The sequence below is a fragment of the Oceanobacillus kapialis genome, assembly GCF_044790185.1.
In the GTDB taxonomy this organism is placed as follows: Bacteria; Bacillota; Bacilli; order Bacillales; family Amphibacillaceae; genus Oceanobacillus_B; species Oceanobacillus_B kapialis.
In genome coordinates this window covers 292,641-309,085 of record NZ_CP085256.1, presented here as the reverse complement: position 1 = coordinate 309,085, position 16,445 = coordinate 292,641, and the positions used below count along the sequence as shown (strand labels likewise).

At 37.4% G+C, this 16,445-nt stretch carries 18 protein-coding genes and 1 pseudogene; 1 reads left to right on the top strand and 18 read right to left on the bottom strand.

The genetic code is table 11. The features are described 5' to 3' along the window. Nucleotides 1-11 precede the first annotated feature (11 nt). From LG273_RS01695 to LG273_RS01625, 15 genes and pseudogenes are all read right to left on the bottom strand, one after another. Nucleotides 12-452, bottom strand: a complete 441-nt coding sequence (locus LG273_RS01695; RefSeq protein WP_379563635.1) for a hypothetical protein — start codon at nucleotides 450-452, stop codon at nucleotides 12-14. A 208-nt stretch (nucleotides 453-660) separates the two neighbouring features. Then, on the bottom strand, nucleotides 661-1,206 hold the full coding sequence (locus LG273_RS01690) for a histidine phosphatase family protein (RefSeq protein ID WP_404457232.1): 546 nt from the start codon (nucleotides 1,204-1,206) through the stop codon (nucleotides 661-663). Between the two features lie 66 nt (nucleotides 1,207-1,272). Continuing rightward, nucleotides 1,273-1,737 (bottom strand): NUDIX domain-containing protein, encoded by a 465-nt coding sequence (locus LG273_RS01685; RefSeq protein ID WP_404457230.1) that lies wholly within the window; start codon nucleotides 1,735-1,737, stop codon nucleotides 1,273-1,275. A gap of 175 nt (nucleotides 1,738-1,912) precedes the next feature. Further along, entirely contained in the window at nucleotides 1,913-2,365 is a 453-nt protein-coding gene (gene tnpA, locus LG273_RS01680; RefSeq protein ID WP_238020934.1) for an IS200/IS605 family transposase, read from the bottom strand. Between the two features lie 214 nt (nucleotides 2,366-2,579). Continuing rightward, nucleotides 2,580-3,113 carry a GNAT family N-acetyltransferase gene (locus LG273_RS01675; RefSeq protein WP_404457229.1) on the bottom strand — a complete coding sequence of 178 codons (534 nt, stop codon included), beginning with the start codon at nucleotides 3,111-3,113 and terminating at the stop codon, nucleotides 2,580-2,582. Between the two features lie 31 nt (nucleotides 3,114-3,144). Further along, the gene (locus LG273_RS01670; protein WP_404457227.1) at nucleotides 3,145-4,164 is read right to left on the bottom strand and encodes a DUF1835 domain-containing protein; all 1,020 of its coding nucleotides are present in this window, start codon (nucleotides 4,162-4,164) and stop codon (nucleotides 3,145-3,147) included. 61 nt (nucleotides 4,165-4,225) lie between these two features. Next, nucleotides 4,226-4,948, bottom strand: coding sequence for a hypothetical protein (locus tag LG273_RS01665; protein ID WP_404457225.1), 723 nt, complete (start codon nucleotides 4,946-4,948; stop codon nucleotides 4,226-4,228). Between the two features lie 33 nt (nucleotides 4,949-4,981). After that, nucleotides 4,982-5,383: a hypothetical protein gene (locus LG273_RS01660; RefSeq protein WP_404457224.1), complete on the bottom strand. Its 402-nt coding sequence runs from the start codon at nucleotides 5,381-5,383 to the stop codon at nucleotides 4,982-4,984. A 380-nt stretch (nucleotides 5,384-5,763) separates the two neighbouring features. Beyond that, complete coding sequence (locus LG273_RS01655; protein WP_404457223.1) at nucleotides 5,764-6,432, bottom strand: HAD family hydrolase; 669 nt, start codon at nucleotides 6,430-6,432, stop codon at nucleotides 5,764-5,766. 284 nt (nucleotides 6,433-6,716) lie between these two features. Next, nucleotides 6,717-8,126, bottom strand: a complete 1,410-nt coding sequence (locus LG273_RS01650; protein ID WP_404457222.1) for a YhgE/Pip domain-containing protein — start codon at nucleotides 8,124-8,126, stop codon at nucleotides 6,717-6,719. Nucleotides 8,127-8,324: 198 nt separating this feature from the next. Continuing rightward, a complete protein-coding gene (locus tag LG273_RS01645) occupies nucleotides 8,325-8,900 on the bottom strand; it encodes a TetR/AcrR family transcriptional regulator (RefSeq protein WP_404457220.1) in 576 nt (191 codons plus the stop codon). 287 nt (nucleotides 8,901-9,187) lie between these two features. Next, nucleotides 9,188-9,424, bottom strand: coding sequence for a hypothetical protein (locus LG273_RS01640; RefSeq protein ID WP_404457218.1), 237 nt, complete (start codon nucleotides 9,422-9,424; stop codon nucleotides 9,188-9,190). Beyond that, nucleotides 9,393-10,640 (bottom strand): hypothetical protein, encoded by a 1,248-nt coding sequence (locus LG273_RS01635; RefSeq protein ID WP_404457217.1) that lies wholly within the window; start codon nucleotides 10,638-10,640, stop codon nucleotides 9,393-9,395. The genes LG273_RS01640 and LG273_RS01635 overlap by 32 nt, the downstream gene beginning before the upstream one ends. A 254-nt stretch (nucleotides 10,641-10,894) precedes the next feature. Continuing rightward, nucleotides 10,895-11,129: pseudogene (locus LG273_RS01630) on the bottom strand (class I SAM-dependent methyltransferase); the annotation flags it as partial. Nucleotides 11,130-11,260: 131 nt separating this feature from the next. Beyond that, nucleotides 11,261-11,716 (bottom strand): hypothetical protein, encoded by a 456-nt coding sequence (locus LG273_RS01625; RefSeq protein WP_404457215.1) that lies wholly within the window; start codon nucleotides 11,714-11,716, stop codon nucleotides 11,261-11,263. Nucleotides 11,717-12,012: 296 nt separating this feature from the next. Here LG273_RS01625 and LG273_RS01620 point away from each other — a divergent pair, with 296 nt between their 5' ends. Next, on the top strand, nucleotides 12,013-12,927 hold the full coding sequence (locus tag LG273_RS01620) for a class I SAM-dependent methyltransferase (RefSeq protein WP_404457214.1): 915 nt from the start codon (nucleotides 12,013-12,015) through the stop codon (nucleotides 12,925-12,927). Between the two features lie 111 nt (nucleotides 12,928-13,038). On the opposite strand, the gene LG273_RS01615 is transcribed toward LG273_RS01620, so the two are convergent. The 3 genes from LG273_RS01615 to LG273_RS01605 form a co-directional block, all read right to left on the bottom strand. After that, nucleotides 13,039-14,298, bottom strand: a complete 1,260-nt coding sequence (locus tag LG273_RS01615; RefSeq protein ID WP_404457213.1) for an SH3 domain-containing protein — start codon at nucleotides 14,296-14,298, stop codon at nucleotides 13,039-13,041. A 742-nt stretch (nucleotides 14,299-15,040) separates the two neighbouring features. Continuing rightward, entirely contained in the window at nucleotides 15,041-15,697 is a 657-nt protein-coding gene (locus LG273_RS01610; protein WP_379563672.1) for a CPBP family intramembrane glutamic endopeptidase, read from the bottom strand. Nucleotides 15,698-15,732: 35 nt separating this feature from the next. Then, the gene (locus LG273_RS01605) at nucleotides 15,733-16,335 is read right to left on the bottom strand and encodes a TetR/AcrR family transcriptional regulator (protein ID WP_379563674.1); all 603 of its coding nucleotides are present in this window, start codon (nucleotides 16,333-16,335) and stop codon (nucleotides 15,733-15,735) included. Between the last annotated feature and the right edge of the window lie 110 nt (nucleotides 16,336-16,445).

Below are 16,445 nucleotides of genomic sequence, written 5' to 3'. Positions count from 1 at the left end.
GCAGAAGAATTTTACTGGTCCTCTTTCACTAACCAAGGGTATTTCGCCTCAAACTCTAACCAAAGACCTGGTTGCGACAAGTTCTCATTTTCACTTGGTTCCACTGCAACAAACCCAAATGTAAAATTGCCGACAGTAGCAGTATGTTCAGGGTCCCATTCTACATCGGAGCAATACGCTCCAGCTATTAATTTCCCAACCAGATAATAATGCCCCATATAGAGATGCAATCCGTCTTCTATAGAGCCAAATTCGGATAATAAATCCGGTTTTGTTGGGTCAATACCTAACTTATGAAATAGCTGCTTAACCTGGGGATCCAACTGTTCACAAGCCTCTCTATAGTTTTTACAGTCCAGACATTCACACAAATCCGTTGCCTCTCCATAGTATTCATTCGTTCTGGCTGCATCTACCTCTAGCAACCACTTTTCTAAATCAATTCTTTGCATATTTGTTTCCCCTATTCTTTGTTCTCTTTGACCTATGGAAGTGGATGAAGGGCACTATGCTTATAAGCCTTCATTCGAGGAACAAATCCTATACGGTTTTCCCCAGATTTTCTCCACCCTTTGAAACTTTTATCCCTTAAAGGAAAGCTTATAGATGTCTGGCATCTTAGTTCTTGGTAAATGACCCAATTCCTAATTGTTGTTTAAATTAATCTATCCACATTCGCTTGAATTTTACCGCGCCACCGGAAAAGCTTAGTTGATAAATATCTGGATTACTTAGGGCTTTCCATTGGTCAAAACCAAAGCTTTCATTATAGTAGTTTAATAATAAAGAGATAATTCCTCCATGTGCCACGACAATGCTCGTCCCAAAGTCCTCTGCGATAATCTCCTCTACGACCTCCACGATCCGTTTTCTCGCTTCGTCACTCGATTCTCCGCCTTCATATTTTAGATCCATATCATAAAATGTCGCTTCCAGTTTTTCCATCCAATCAGGAAGTTTGGCGGAGCTGAGTACGCGTTCGGCTAATCGAGGCTCTAATTCAACTTCTATATCTCTGTTATCTGCAAAAGGCTTAATCGTTTTAATTGCTCGCAGAAAAGGGCTGGAAATTATCCTATCCACTTTTACATCAGAGAAATATTCAGCCAACTCATTAGCTTGTAAGAACCCTTCTTGGGTTAAAGGGGCTTCAGGTGCTTGCCCTTCTGCTTTGCAATGTCTGATAATGTAGATTGTTTTATTCATAATGACTCAACCTCCTATCTAAGGTTATTAAATTATATAATGGTTACTTTTTTTATGTAAAAATGCCTAATTCACATCACCTAAATAAACAGGCGCTACCTTCCCTGCTACATACTCAACAACATATTCCCGAAGTGTCTGTGGGTATAGTCTATCATTCAATAACTCTGTTAACGGCAACCACTCCACACCAATTTGCCCATCATCAGGGACTGTTCCATTTCCTATCTCTGGACTTCCTTCTGCAATCTTACATACAAACATATATTCCATCTGGTGAACGTCCGCATCAAATGTAGCATGTTCATGATTTTTCCCAATGTACTCACGCATAAAGATAAGATCACCTACTTCAACATCAGCATTGATCTCTTCGATGCATTCTCTTTTCAATGTTTGGTGAAGGTTTTCTCCATGTTCCTGTCCACCACCAGGTAAAATATAGTAGTATCCCTCTTGATCTTGTTTTTTTATAGCCAACAACTGCCCATCCTGTACGATGACCGCCTTTGCTGAATTTCGAATGCCCATTCTTATCCCTCCAAATCTTCACATCCTCTTTCTCTATCTTACAATAGCTTCAACCAAAATAAAGTAACTATCCGCCCGTAAAACGGGCGGTTTTAGTTTCGCCCTATAAGGGCACTTTACCAACGAGGCCCCTAAAGGGGCTTCGAAATTGACCGTCAACCGTTTATATTCCTATCTATTTTTTAAATGGATCGACGTATTCACGTTTACTCATGTTGTCTCGTAGTCTATCCTCAGATTCCTGTTCACGAATGTACTTTGCCACCGTTTTTTGATTGAGCCCCACTGTACTGACATAGTAACCTTTTGCCCAAAATGTGCGGTTCCCATGGTTGTACTTTAGGTTTGCATGTCTGTCGTGAATCATTAAAGAGCTTTTACCTTTTAAGTAACCCATAAAGTAAGATACTGACATCTTTGGTGGTATTTTCACCAGCATATGGATGTGGTCGGGCATGGCATGAGCCTCGATAATTTCTACATCTTTCATCTCACATAAACGCCTTAAGATCACCCCGATGTCTCTTCTTAATTTGCCATAAATTACTTTCCTTCTATACTTGGGTATAAAGACTATGTGATACTTACAATTCCATCGGGTGTGTGATAAACTATTGTCACTCGACATGAGTAGATCTCCTTTCTGTATATAGAGTCGGTTTGACGGCCAACTCTATTATACCGAAAGGAGTTTTTTCTGTTACAACTCTACAAGTTGAATTCTCACACAGGCAGAGCCTGTGGTTTTAAAACCAGTAATAAAAAAGGCAAACTTTTCTATCAATTAAAACGAAAAGCTGCCTATTATGTCTTGTTCTTTAATTTTGTAGTAATGTTTTCTATTACATTTTACCTTTAACATATTCTCCAGAAAGAATGCTCATAATAATTTCATCCGAATATCTACCATTCATAAATAAGGACTGCCTTAATACGCCTTCTCTCTTAAAGCCAGCTTTCTCGTACGACCTTATCCCCCGAGGGTTATGTGAATAGACCTGTAACTCTAATCGGTTGAGTTTTAACTCTTCAAAAGTGAATTTCTGTGCAAGTTTCACAGCTTCTGTTCCATACCCTTTTCCGTAGTTATCTTTATTATGTAATGCAATCCGGAACATCGCTTTCCTATTATCCCAATCGATGTCATTAATAGCTAAGTCACCTATCATTTGATCGTTCTCTACTAAACATATCGCGAAGTCATGCCGAGTTGAATCTTTATTAAACCTCTCATAAGCGTTTTGAACCTCTTCCTTCGTAAACACCTTGCGCGTTCCAGTCATATAAAGTCCTTCCTCTTCTTGAAGACTATCAAAAATTCCATCTATGTCTTTCCCATGAATGGGCCTTAAGTATACTCTATCCCCTATTGTCATTTAAAAACTCTCCCTCCTTTTCTGCAGCATACTACTTTAATTTCACGCTATAATAACGCATAGCTTTCGGTATTCCCTTGATTTCAAAAAAGCCATTATATATTAGGGTTCGCACCCTATATTCTAAAAAAGTGTCCATAATTCCCTCATCCAATTGACCGTATACTTGCCCAATTAGCCTTGCTGACTTTATAAAGTCCTTTTCTCGCTGTTCAGCATGCAACTTTCTAGCAGCCGTTAGTATCAATTTATCGTAATAATCTACGGTTTTCCCTTTGATAGTGTTGTTTTCCCATACTCTCAATACTTCTTTCGTCTCCAATAAAGTTAGCCATTCTTGTTCAAACTGCACTCTTTCCTCTTCAGTTAGAGGATTTGATACTTTCTTTTGATAAATGGTGTTTAATTTCTCTGGATCAACCCATGCCGTGCGAGGAAAAAAGTACTGATATTCTCTTGTGTTATATAACTCTTGGAAAGCTAGTGTTGTATTTATCATGTAGACATCGTTCTTCTTTGCTTTTAACAAATATAAAAGATAACGTGCCCCCGTTTGTTCGTCCGCATTTTCAGCAGTCCACAAGACAATTGGTATTGAATCTGGGATGGCATCAATTTCTTTAAGCGTCTCAGAAAACTTCCTTTCATAATCTTCTTCGATATAATCGTCCCCATAATTCAGATGATTTCTTAGCCATTCATATCTACGTTCACGTCCTACGCCCTTATGAAGCTCATAAATTGGCCCGAACGAAAAATAGTCTGGAAAGCCAATCACCTTATTTTCATCCCCTAAACCTACTTTTAGAGAGCCCGCAGAAGATGGACCACATACCATATGTACAGTATTGTATGCTCTATCAGATTCTCTTTCTTTATTTTGAGCAAAGCTTATAATTTTTTCCTGCCAGTTATGTAAATCCTCTATCATTTGCTTTGGTGATTGATTCGATTCTTGTACCGTTTTTAATTGCATCATTGTTAGCAATAGAAAACTTTTCGCTTCCTCTTCTGTCATTTCACCTATAAGGCGTTTCAGGTCTTTGATCATTACTTTCCCCCTCAATTAAATACAGCATGGTATCACTACCACAAGCCTTACACCGAAAGAATCACTTCCCAGTTTTATACGCTGTCTCACTAATAATTAAACTCAACCGAAGTCTTGCTAACCATTTTTCTGTATCACTCTTTGTCCCCAAAACCCCATTCGTTTTCTCGTGATATTCTAACCCTTCAACAGCCTTGTACTGTACATCTAGTTGACCTATCCTTTGCACAATCATGGCCCACTCAGCATCTGTCATCTTTTCTTTTGAATGAGTATGGATATAGTCCGCACTTCTTTTCGAAAAGGCGCAAGAACCCGCTGTAATATCAACCTCTTTACACAGCTCTAAAGAACAAATAGTATTCGTTATCCTTTCCGTTTTAATCCACTCTACAGGATGCGTGTTCATGGCGCGTTCCGTTCTTCCTATAATGATATAATCATGATTCGGGATAATGGACACAGTATTTTTCAGCTCGGTTAAATGGTTCTTTCCCCATGTTAAAAGCCGGTCGAAATCACAGTAGTGATAGTAATGGCTTTTTGATTCAAGGCCAAACCTCAGAACCTCTCTCCTTGCCTGAGCTGCACCCTTTTTAGGAATAATCTTCACGTTAAAAGAGCTTCTTTCCATCATCTCTATTAATTCGGTAGATGTTTCATCACTTACAGTAATATAAAGTTCCGAGTATAACTGTTCAATATCTGCTTGCAGTTGTTTAAAAAGCTCTATGTTCTTTCCTCTAGGATCATGCGTTACTGTGAGAAGAGCAACTTGGGACATGTTATCACCTCGAGTACGATATTCTTATAGTTTTTATAGCTTCCGTATTTGATCTCCTGATCTAATAACAATACTTACGTAACGTGTAAACCCGTCCTCTATGTAATTTTCCATATTTAATACATCGATATCGGCTTCTATAGTGATTGTTTCTTGATCATGTTCATACAACTTTACTTCATACGGGGCGTTCTGATTCATCAAGGTTTCCATTGGCACATCACGATCTGTAGCATAACTCTCTTGGAATTCAACAGTAAATTCATTCACACTTCCTCTGTGGTTTTCAAACGGAAGTTCACACTTTCCATGCAAGGTCGATTCATCAACCATTTCAAATTGGCAGTTACTCGCCTCTTGATCATATGAAATAGCATAAACCCCCGTGGCTAATGTGTTTTGATAAAGAGTAACAAGCATCATCGGTAAAGACATTGAAATGACAATAGCAATTATGACTGACCTAGCATGATATTTATTTAATGACATGGCTAAAAGAACTAAGCTTGAAATAAGTATAACGAGCGTTATAATGCCCACCACCTGGAGACCATTAACCGTTTCAATCGGTATGTTGACTATCGACGAGATAGTTTCTCCATAAGGGCTCTCATGTGGAAAAGGAAAATTTAGAACTATAGAAATAACATAGAGAATAACGGCACTATAGAACAGTTTTTTACTTTTTATCATCTAAACTCTCCCACCTTCTTTAGTGAATTAATCAACAAACCCTTTTTATTTTATCTTACACCAGGGTCAGTAAAAATTGTTTTAAAAATACAAATTTTTCGGTAAGAGATGTCTTTTTTCTTCTATTGCTGATTTAATTCTTGAATAATTGGTGGTATTTCTGAAAGATCATCAATTATATATTTTGCTTTGACGTTACTAAAAGCTAAATCCCGCTTCCAAACGCCAACCATGCCTGCTTTTTCTGCCCCTTTCACATCATTCTCAGGATGATCTCCTATATAAATGCTTTCGTTTGCCGAGACTCCGAGTTGATTAAGAGCCCTCACAAAAATCTTCCGGTCGGGCTTTTTCATCCCTTCATATTCCGAAATAAGAATTGTTTCAAAATAGCCTTCTATTTCTAAAGCCCTTATATTATTCATTTGGAACTGGCCCTTTCCATTTGTAATTAAACCTAAATGAATTGAATCTCTTTTCAAAGCTTCTAATATATCGATTAGGTTGGGAAAAGGTATACAACTTTTCTGAAACTCACTTATGTAATCATCAAGTAACCTCTCCCTTGAGATTGAAGTAATATTGAATTCGTCCACTATCTGTTGGTAAACCTTATCCTTCCACACATAACCTCGGCAATCTAACTCTATAAAACGGGAAACATATTTTTCTTTTAACACATGATGAAACTCTTTATTTAATCTGTCATACTGGTTTTCTATAAATTTTTGTAAGGAAGCATCTCTATTTAACAATGTACCATCAAGGTCGAAGATAACTGCTTTAATCATTTGGGTCCCCACCATTTATGTATTCGGCTAATTGCAGCCCGTTTTCCGTGATTAATACGTTTTTATATTCATGGAATATTTTAACACGAAATTAATTGTTGGAATCATGTAAACTCTATAATGCGCAAGGATGTTTCTCCACTGCTAATCAGCACCCTCATCCTTCTATGTACAAATAACCCTTCACTCATCCATACGATAAATGAAGGGCGACATGAACATCAGTGAGTCTTCTTTAACTCCAAGTACAACAGAAGCTTCTCTAGAATATAGCCCTCCTCTTATTAAACAAAGGCCTCCATAACATCGGTGTGATCTTTAGTTATTTTTCTAAATTTAATTAGGAAAAGTAAAATAGTTCCGATCAAAGATAAGGCGAGAAAGATTGATAAGACACCAACATTTTGCCACATTAATTGAAAGTCATCATTTGCTGACAGTGCTCTGAAACCAGAAATGGAGTAGGTCATTGGTAAAAAGTCGCTTATTTTCTGCAAGAAACCTGGAGTCATCTCGGATGGGAAAATCCCGCCACTACTTGTAATTTGAAAGATGAAGAGAATCATTGTAACGAGCCTCCCCCCTTCTTTGAAGATGGATACAAGTAAATGAATAAACGTCATAAAAGCTATGCTAGCTAATATGGTGAAAAGGATAAAGTAACCAGCGTTTCCTACCTGTAAATCTAATATGGTTAAGAGAAAGACATCTATTAACAAAGCCTGAAGGATAGCCATTACTACTAATACACAGTATTTACTGTTAAACCAGCCAAGTAAAGATGTCGGTTTCGTAAAGGGAGTGACAGATGGAAAAGTAATGGTGATTAACATGGCCCCTAAAAATAAAGCTAATGATATAGTAAATGGTGCAAATCCATGGCCATAATTAGGAACATCGGTGTAAGGCTGCGTATTTAGCTCTACAGGATTTGCTATCATTTCTAGATTACCCTCTTGGAAGGTGCTTCCCTGGGTTTGACTACTGTTATTTATTGCCTGAACCATCCCTTGAGATCCTGTGTTCAATTTTCCCAAGGATGTAATAAGCTGCTCCTTTTGTGTTTCGTTTAAATTTGTATTGGTTGTAATTGCCTGCTTAAGCGGTTGTTCCAGCTCTTGCATACTTTCGGAAAGCAATGTGACGCCATTGCTCATTTCTGAGATGCCCTGAGTCATTTTATTCAAGTTTTCGCCAAGTACTTGCATATAAGTATACGTGAGATTACTAGAGATTTCCTGCTCTAGACTAGTGACAGCACTATTTCCTATCATACTTACGACAAAATTTTTGCTTTCATTAGGGGTGTAGTTTATGACTGGCTTTACCGGTTCAGCGGTAAACGCTGTTGCTGAATTTTTTGAGAAATCATTTGGTATTTCAATCGTTGCATAATATTCCTGATTTTCCAGCCCATTTGAAGCTTCTTGTGCAGAAACAAATTTCCAATCAAAACTGTTGTTTTCCTTGAGTTTCTCCATAATTGAATTTCCCAGCGTTAAGGTCTGGCCATTAAACGTAATTTCTTCATCCTCGTTCACTACTGCAATCGCAATTTCATCCGTAGCACCATAAGGATCCCAATAAGCCCAGAGAAAGATTGCACAATAAAGTAAAGGAACAAAAGCCAATACAATTAAGGCTGTTAAAATAGATTTTCTTTTAAAAAGCTCACGCATTTCTTGTTTAAACATGTTATTCATCCTTTCGATTTTTAATAGGGTCGTTATGCACTTCACCCAACTAGTTAAAGTTAGCAAGCACTTACTTGCATCTAGAGGAGAAAAACCACTCAACACCTTCGTTGAGTGCAGGTACTTACATGCATCTAGAGTAAAAACTGCAAGTAGGGTTTACAGGCAATCACGGGATTTATCATAGAGCTACTAAAGTTACCTTAAAGTCGATACAAAAGCAGTAATATGCTTTTCAATAAATTCATCAGTTGGCATATCCCCTTCCTCTGGGCTTAACCTGGCCTTTAACATAAAATATCCGAAGTTCAGAAACAGAAAGTTTGTTGCAGAAACATCCATATCAATATTACGTAACTTTCCTTTTTCCACCATAGCTGAAAAGTAGTTCATCAATTCCTCTTTATAAGCTATCGGCAAACGAGAAATAAGCTTATCCAATTCTGGAAACGACTTAGCCTCTTTTAAGCTGATTAAAATGACATCTTTCTTAGAATCCAATAGTCGCTGATACTCTCCTGCCAGCATACACAAATCCTTCTGAAGATCCCAAACTACTTTATATTTGATGGCATCTGAAATCACATCGATCGAAGAATATGTTTGGATAGCAGCCTCCACGATTTTCTTTTTGCTTCCAAAATGGCGAAAAAGCGTCACTTCATTTACACCAGCCTTCTCGGCAATAGCCTTAGTTGTAGCCCCTTTATACCCATTTTCCTTCACAAGCTCTATCGTCGCTGAAATAATCCGTTCCTGTGTTGATTTACTCATTTTGCATGGCCTCCTCTTATGCAAGTGAACACTTACATTACAACTATCATTATATAGAGAAATTAAAAAAGATCAAGAGGGAAAGTTCCATAAAAAATAACCACCCTATGCCTGTAAGTAGGTGGTTATTTTTCAACCAATTAGCGAGTCGCCCCCTTGAAGGGCTACTGCACTGATACCGTTAGTGTTCCAGCACTAGCGGTAGTTTAATTATATGAGTATCTACGTTTAGTATACCCGATTATATGTAAAAAGAAAACGCACTATTTCAGTAGACTACTCCAAACCTATTGTTTATCATGTGCTTTTCCTAAAAAGCCGAGTATCCCGGCATAAGTGTCTACCTTCCCTAAATCTAAGGTCTGATCAATCATAGCTACCATTTTAATAAAAGACCCAATCTGTTCATACATAAAACCAGAATCTACTCTTTCCAAATAGCCGTTCTCCCCTTCTGCAGTTAAATAGTCCGGTACTGGAACAAGTGAGATGTTAGGAATACCTGCATTGAATATGCCCTTCACCAAAATGAAGCTTGTTTTTAGGTCTTAACGTAATACTCCTGACTCTTGTTCTTCCCTCAAGTGATTTTAAATAAATGTTATTCATAACATCATTTCCGGTGTATACCAATTCTGCTTCCAGGTTCCCGGTATTTTGGTACTCTGTTTTAGTCTGATTATCTTTCCATTCTAAGCAGCCTAAATGCTCTAGCGTAAGCCCCGCTACTGCCCTTTGATTCTCTCCTTCGCCATCCCAAAGCTCAGGATGATCATGAAGCCAACGGGTGGTTGCCTGACCGTGTACACCGAACTGGGGAATTTGAAAATGTCCGGTAACGAACACAAACAGAAGGTTCCTTTGTCTTTGGTCTAATGGCAACTTAGAAAAATACTCTGCCATTGCCAACAATCCTATTCCACCATTTTCCTCACAGGCGTTTGGACCATCAGTATGCGTGTTTACTAGAATATTCTCTTTGTCATCTTTTCCGGGAAGAATAGCATAAAGTGAATCACTTTCCGCACTTTCTTCAGCTTCTGCCTCTAATACCAAACGTGCTTTGGTTTGTTGCCTTGCCGCTGCTTTTATTTTGTTTCCCGTCTCTTCATCTACCCAGAGAGCAGGACAATCTTTATGTGCAGTAGTAAAAGGAAGGTATTGCCCCTTCGCATTTTCTGCTGAGATGTTTTTCCAGACACAAATAACCCCAAGCACACCTGCCTGTTTCGCCTTTTCGAGATCTGGTCCCCTTAACACAGAACTTACCACAGGGTTAGTAATCCAGAGCGGCATTCTTTCGTTCTTCGGATAGGAACTTCGCCTTTTAAAAAATAGAGGTGACGGAAGCGTAGTACTTTTCACGTCTACAATCGCAATTTTCCCAGCAGCCTTTTTAAAATTGCCAGGCCCTGTGCCGCAATAAATCAATTCACCATTAACGCCATCTGATGGGGTTTCACCAGAATAGGGATAATAAAAGCTAACTGGTACTTTTTCCAATTCGTCCTGCTTAGTTTGCAGTGCGAGGCTCCACTTCTTCGTTTCCCATTTCGTAAATAAGTGCTTGTCTCTGTAAACTTCCAAGCCCATCTGCGTTAATTCTTTTTCAAAAAAATCAATCGTGCGCTTGTGTGCTTCATTTCCCGTATAACGAGGCCCAAAACTATTAAGCTGCTCTTGCCATGCCCATACCTTTTCTTTACTCGGGATTTCAGTGTAGTTGATCTCACTAGACATTGTGGGTATCTCCTTTTTAGGTGAGTGAAGTCTCTTATAATTATTTAGGTTGAAAAACCAGCACGGGGCCATTTCAGAGTAATTTTCTAAATAGAGTTTGCATAAGTAGAAAAAGGATCTTTTCCTTTTCTCACAACATACGTAATAGCATTAGTTCTTAAATTTACCTCTTTCTCTCCTCGTACTATTCTATATTCCAATGGTTTTACTACCTGCTTTACAACTTTCCAACCATTATAATTACTTCTAATTTATGTATCATTTCCATTAGTGCATTTTATTTCATTTGCAATGGGAATGCTGTTTCGTTCTCCCCCAACCCAAATCAAGGACGCGAATGTCCCGTTTCCCTTTTAGAAGTGGCAATTGTTCCATTACTGTTTTAACAGGCTTATACAGCCAGGAACCTTTTTCAAATAATGTATAGTTCTCATAACAAGAATCGTGATATTTCTTTTCTTCTTTACGTATGTATTCTACTCTGTTCACAAAATCCCCCCTGAAACATCTTGCTCCGTCACCCACACTTTTCCTAGTGAATCTTGCCTCTTAAACTGCATAAGCACTTATTCCCTCCTCAAATGTAATAGAGTTACCTTGATCTAGATACATCTTTTTCTTCATTTCCATAAAGTAATTTCCAATAACTCACGGTCTTTAATAACCAAGTCATAGGGATCTTTTATATCTTTCCAGTTAATGCTTCTTTTGTTTGAAAGCGCTAAGTCTTCTTCACCATTTAAAGAAGTAAAATACTCGACAATATTGCTTTTTTCAATCGCCTCTTCTAAATAGTCATAGAGGATCTTTAAGCACTTTTCTTCATTTGGTCTTCCATTTATGCCATTTGGAAAAGGGATTTGGTTAGCATATCCTGCTACTTGATGTTTGAATGTAAAATGGGAACTATAGGAAAACCGCTTTTTAATCTCGCTATCGTAATTATTTTCAAAATATAAATGGACAAAATCAAGTTCCGTTCTGAAAACATTTGGTTGTTCAGGTGAGATGGGGTTCTCACCAAATGAACCTGTAGGCAGCCTCATAGGTGAAGCAATATAGATGTATTGGGTCATAGATTCTTCCCGCCTTAGTTAGATTTACGTTTTTTCTATCACAAGATATTCATGTAATTAATCTTATAGGTTAGTTACTACAATACCCTCTAATATTAACACAATATTCAAACGGGCATTTTCTACTAAAAAGCCTAACTGGACTTTTAATTCATAAAAACTTTTTGAAAAGGATTCACTAATACTAAATAATTGACAAAATAATTTATTTATGCTATAATTTACAGTTATCATTTTGTTTTATATAATAAGATTCTCCTGGCCAGGGGAATCTTATTTTTTAGGAGGAAATTGGTATGAAAAAAAATGAATCCAGTTTAACTTCTTTAGTATCGGCATTCGGTCGGGCATATCATAGCAAATATGACTCGCCGAAAATCTTTGATGACTTTTTTGCGATGAAGTTACTTACTCAACGAGATTATCGCAACATTAAAACGAATATGGTGAACGGCATTCAATTCTTCAACAAAGATATTGCGGAAAAGTTTAAGGATAATCCTGATGAAATACTAAAATGGATCACACAAGTGCAGTTATCTCCTACACCTTTGGCGCGTGCTGCCTATTGCGAAAGTGTCTTACAAAATGAAATTAGTTTAGGGGTAAAGCAATATGTCATACTCGGCGCAGGCTTCGATACGTTTTCCATGCGGCACCCTGAATTGGAGAGCACACTTGAGATTTTTGAAATTGATCATCCCTCAACCCAACAATTTAAAATGCAAAGACTTAATGAAGTTGATATTAATAAACCGCGTAATCTTCATTTTATTTCAATGGATTTTACGGAAATGTTTTCGTATGAGCAGCTATTTGAAAAAAACTTTAAGTATGAAAAGACATTTTTCAGTTTACTAGGAGTTTCGTATTACTTAACTAAAGATGAACTTTCAAGCTTACTAGATCAATTATTTGCCAACGTTCCAACTGGAAGTTCTATTGTATTTGATTATGCTGATGAAGGTCTTTTTGAAGAAAAAGGGTTATCAAACAGAGTAGAGAACATGGTGAAAATGGCTGCCGCTAGTGGAGAGCCTATGAAATCATGTTACGCTTTATCGGAACTGGAGAAGATGTTAGAGAAATCAGGACTGCTAATTTATGAACAGGTAACTCCTGAAAAAGTTGAGGAGCGCTATTTTAGCAATCGAAGCGATTACTTAACCGCGTTTGAATCCATTCATTACGTTCATGCAGTAAAAAAATAACTTAAATTAGAGCCGCTCTCTAACAGAGAGGCTCCATAAACCCAATTATCAATCTAAGTTAGTATTCAAAGACCTACACTGGAGGACTCTCCACTGTAGGTCTTTTATTTGTTAGTAGTTACTCAAATTTTGACTAGGTGTCATAATGATTACTGGATTTTTAGCTGGGTCTAACCATTTCAATATAGAAATTACATTAGACTGAGATGTGGCTACGCACCCAAGTGTATAACTGCTTCCAGTGTGAAAGAAGATCGCACTTCCTTTTCCAGGAGTTCGTTGGGTATTATAATTTATGACAAATCCATATGTGTATAGACGATGTGTCATATTCTCAGCACTTTTCCACTGGCCTTGTGTTTTGCTTTTTGATTGCCATGTATTGTAAAGAGCAGAATCTGAGTCATCCACCCACACATCATCACTTGTGATATCTCTCCAAGGTAATTTTGTACCAGGGTTTCCGTTTTGTCCGAAGGCCGTACCAATTGAATATTTACCAATAGGTGTTTTCCCATCGCCTTCTTTTTGTTTACCAAACCCATTTTTACCGAGAAACCCTGACGTGTTCATGACCCGGTTCCATTTCCCACTTCCGTCTTTCTCAAAGGTTTGGATAGTGGCACTTGTGGAACCATAACTATCCGTTGTGACTAAAATAAGTTGGTTGTTCCCACTAACTGTTGTTAACTTATCAGCATCATTTTTAGGAGTTGGTGTTTCTTCGACAGGTGTTTGTTTAGGTACTTCTTGCTTTTCTTCCTTTTTCGCTACAACAGGCTTTTTATCGGATAAATAGTTTCTGGAAAGCCAACCTGTCTTACCATTTACCTTTACTTTCCCCCACGTACTAGATATTTCTGTAATTGTAACCGACTGCCCATCTGTAACACTTGTTATAACCTTGTAGTCCGTACCTGGACCACTACGAACATTTAACGAACTTACGTCTACATATTTTGTTACAGGATCAATAACTTTAGTGGTGGGAGCAGTAGGCTTGTCTTCCTTTTTGGATTCTGGCGTTTTTGTTTCCGCCGTTTCTTTTTCCTTTTCTTCATCTTTTACTTCCTTGGAGGGTTTTTTGTTCTCTACAGCAGACTCTTTCTTTTCTTCCTCTGCTTTTTTATTCCTAGACTTTTCTTCTTTATTTTTACTTTCTTCGTCTTCAGACTCTTCTAGGCTTTCATTTGAGATGCCAACTTGAATCTTTCCCTCTTTTTTAACATCACGCTTAGATGTCTCTTCTTCAAAATCTTCAGTAGTAGTTGCTTTACCGGAACTTGAACCGCTAATCCATATTACCCCAATTACTATTACAACCATTAAAAGAAGTGTAGAAATTCCAGTCATCCACTTTTTCTTTGTCATCCCCTATAACAACTCTTTCCTATGTATTTTCTTCTTTATATAGTATCAGTAAAATTATACTATTATTTAGAAGTATCTAGATATTTATACCTATTTTACAATTCTACTGAGAATTTTCCAAACATTATCCTTTTTGTTTGATCCTTCTAACATATGTAAAGAAAAAGACACCTTACTTAAACTTCAGTTAAGTAAGGTGCCTTTATCCTATTTAATGTTTACTTTGACTCAATGAAGAGTCCTATCTCATTACCTTCCACTTTAATTTTACATTTATTAGTCCATTGCTTGTCTTTTCTGATAATATAATATATATGCCTAAATTAGAGCTCATAAAAAGGAGAGTTAATAATGAATGAACTTTTAATGTTATCCATTTTATTCTTTGCTTTCTTGACTTATAAAATGATTAAGATATTCCGAGTAAAAGGCATCCCAAGAAGCAACAAGATTTTAGCTTGGTCTATTTATGGAGTTTGCACGATTGGATTAATTTCTGTAAATTTGTGGATATAGATAGTAAAGAAAAAACTCTTGCTATTGAGTGATTGTTTTCTTTTTATTAGATTAGTGTAGAATACAGGTAATATAGCGTATAATTAAAAAACCGCTTGGTGCTGGTACACCAAACGGTTTGCCATAGCTAAGGCTCCCTACAAGGGGGTCAGCATAGGGTAGAAGTAATCCATCAGAGCTGCTAACTCAAGGGTGGGTTATTTTTTTGGTTAAGTTCTACTCCTCCTTACATTGTAGGCGGCAAATATATATTTAGAAATGTTAATACTGCTAAGTTTCCTACGTCTACAATAAAATGAGAAACAATCGCCCATCTCAAACTCTTCGTCGTAAAATAGGTAATTGACCACACAACTCCCATAATCGTTAAATAAATATAAAGATGATACGATGTGTTAGCAATGGAGAAGACTCCCCACATAAATGGATGGCTGATCACAAAGAAGATAGTAGAATAGATTACACTAGCCCATTTAGGGAACCAGTCCCCTGCAGCATCTAGCAAGATGCCCCTCCAATACAACTCTTCAAACCATGGATTTATTAGAGCAAATAATAACCAAAGAACCACCAACATGACGGAATCAAACAAGTTATAGTTCATGACTAATATAGTGAGCGGAAACATACCAAGGAGTAAAGATAGAATCACGGATGCCTTAGCTGATTGGGGTTTCCTTAACCAGTCCTTAATGCGCTTATCCCCTTTAAAATACATAACCATAAATCCAGTTGTACTCCAATAAACGAGTGCTAACGGCACCCAAGCCCATCCACCAATAAACTTTGAAAAAACCGTAGCAGTTATAAAACCAATTAATATAACGACTATAGGTGATGCAAGAATTAGCATTCTATTTCGTTTACTTATATCCACGTTCATCTTCTCGTCTCCCTTATTCTATCTATATCTAAAACTTAATACGATCTAAATACCTTCATAACCAACTTGGCATCTGGGATTGGACAATCACTCCATTGAATTTTATTAATGGCTAATCCTTGAATAAAAGCATAAAAAGTAATAGCTAATGTAACTGGATTGGTTTGAACAATATCTCCTTCTTCTTGTCCTTCCATTATTAGAGGCAGGGTTGCCTTAACAGGGGAGATCGCTTCTTCTCCTGTTAAAAAGTCTTTCACTTCTTCTGGAACAGCATCTGAAGTACTAGCCTGCATCATAATTAAAAAGAGAAGTGTATTCTCACTACTTTCCATTCCTTCCAGTATCTTTTCTGTCATCCATTCTAATTTCTCTAATGGCGTCCCCCTCTGTTGTTTTGCATCATAAATTACCCCCATCGAACGATCGGAGGCCTTTTTTACCAATGTCGTAAATATTTCTTCTTTCGATTTAAAATAGTGATAAACAAGACCATGGCTTAATGCTGCTTCTTTCGCGATATCACTAATCTTTGCTGCGACCATCCCCCTACGAGCAAATACTTGCAAGGCAGCTCGCAATATCTGCTCTTTTCGTTCATCTCGAATTTGTTTATTTTGCTGTTCTTGTCTAGGCAATCTCGGCACCTCTTTTTTGATTGACTAATCAGTCAATATTAGATGTGTTTTTAGTTTATTCTATAATTTTTTTCACGTCAATAGTCTTTTTAGTTTTGGGAATTGCCTTC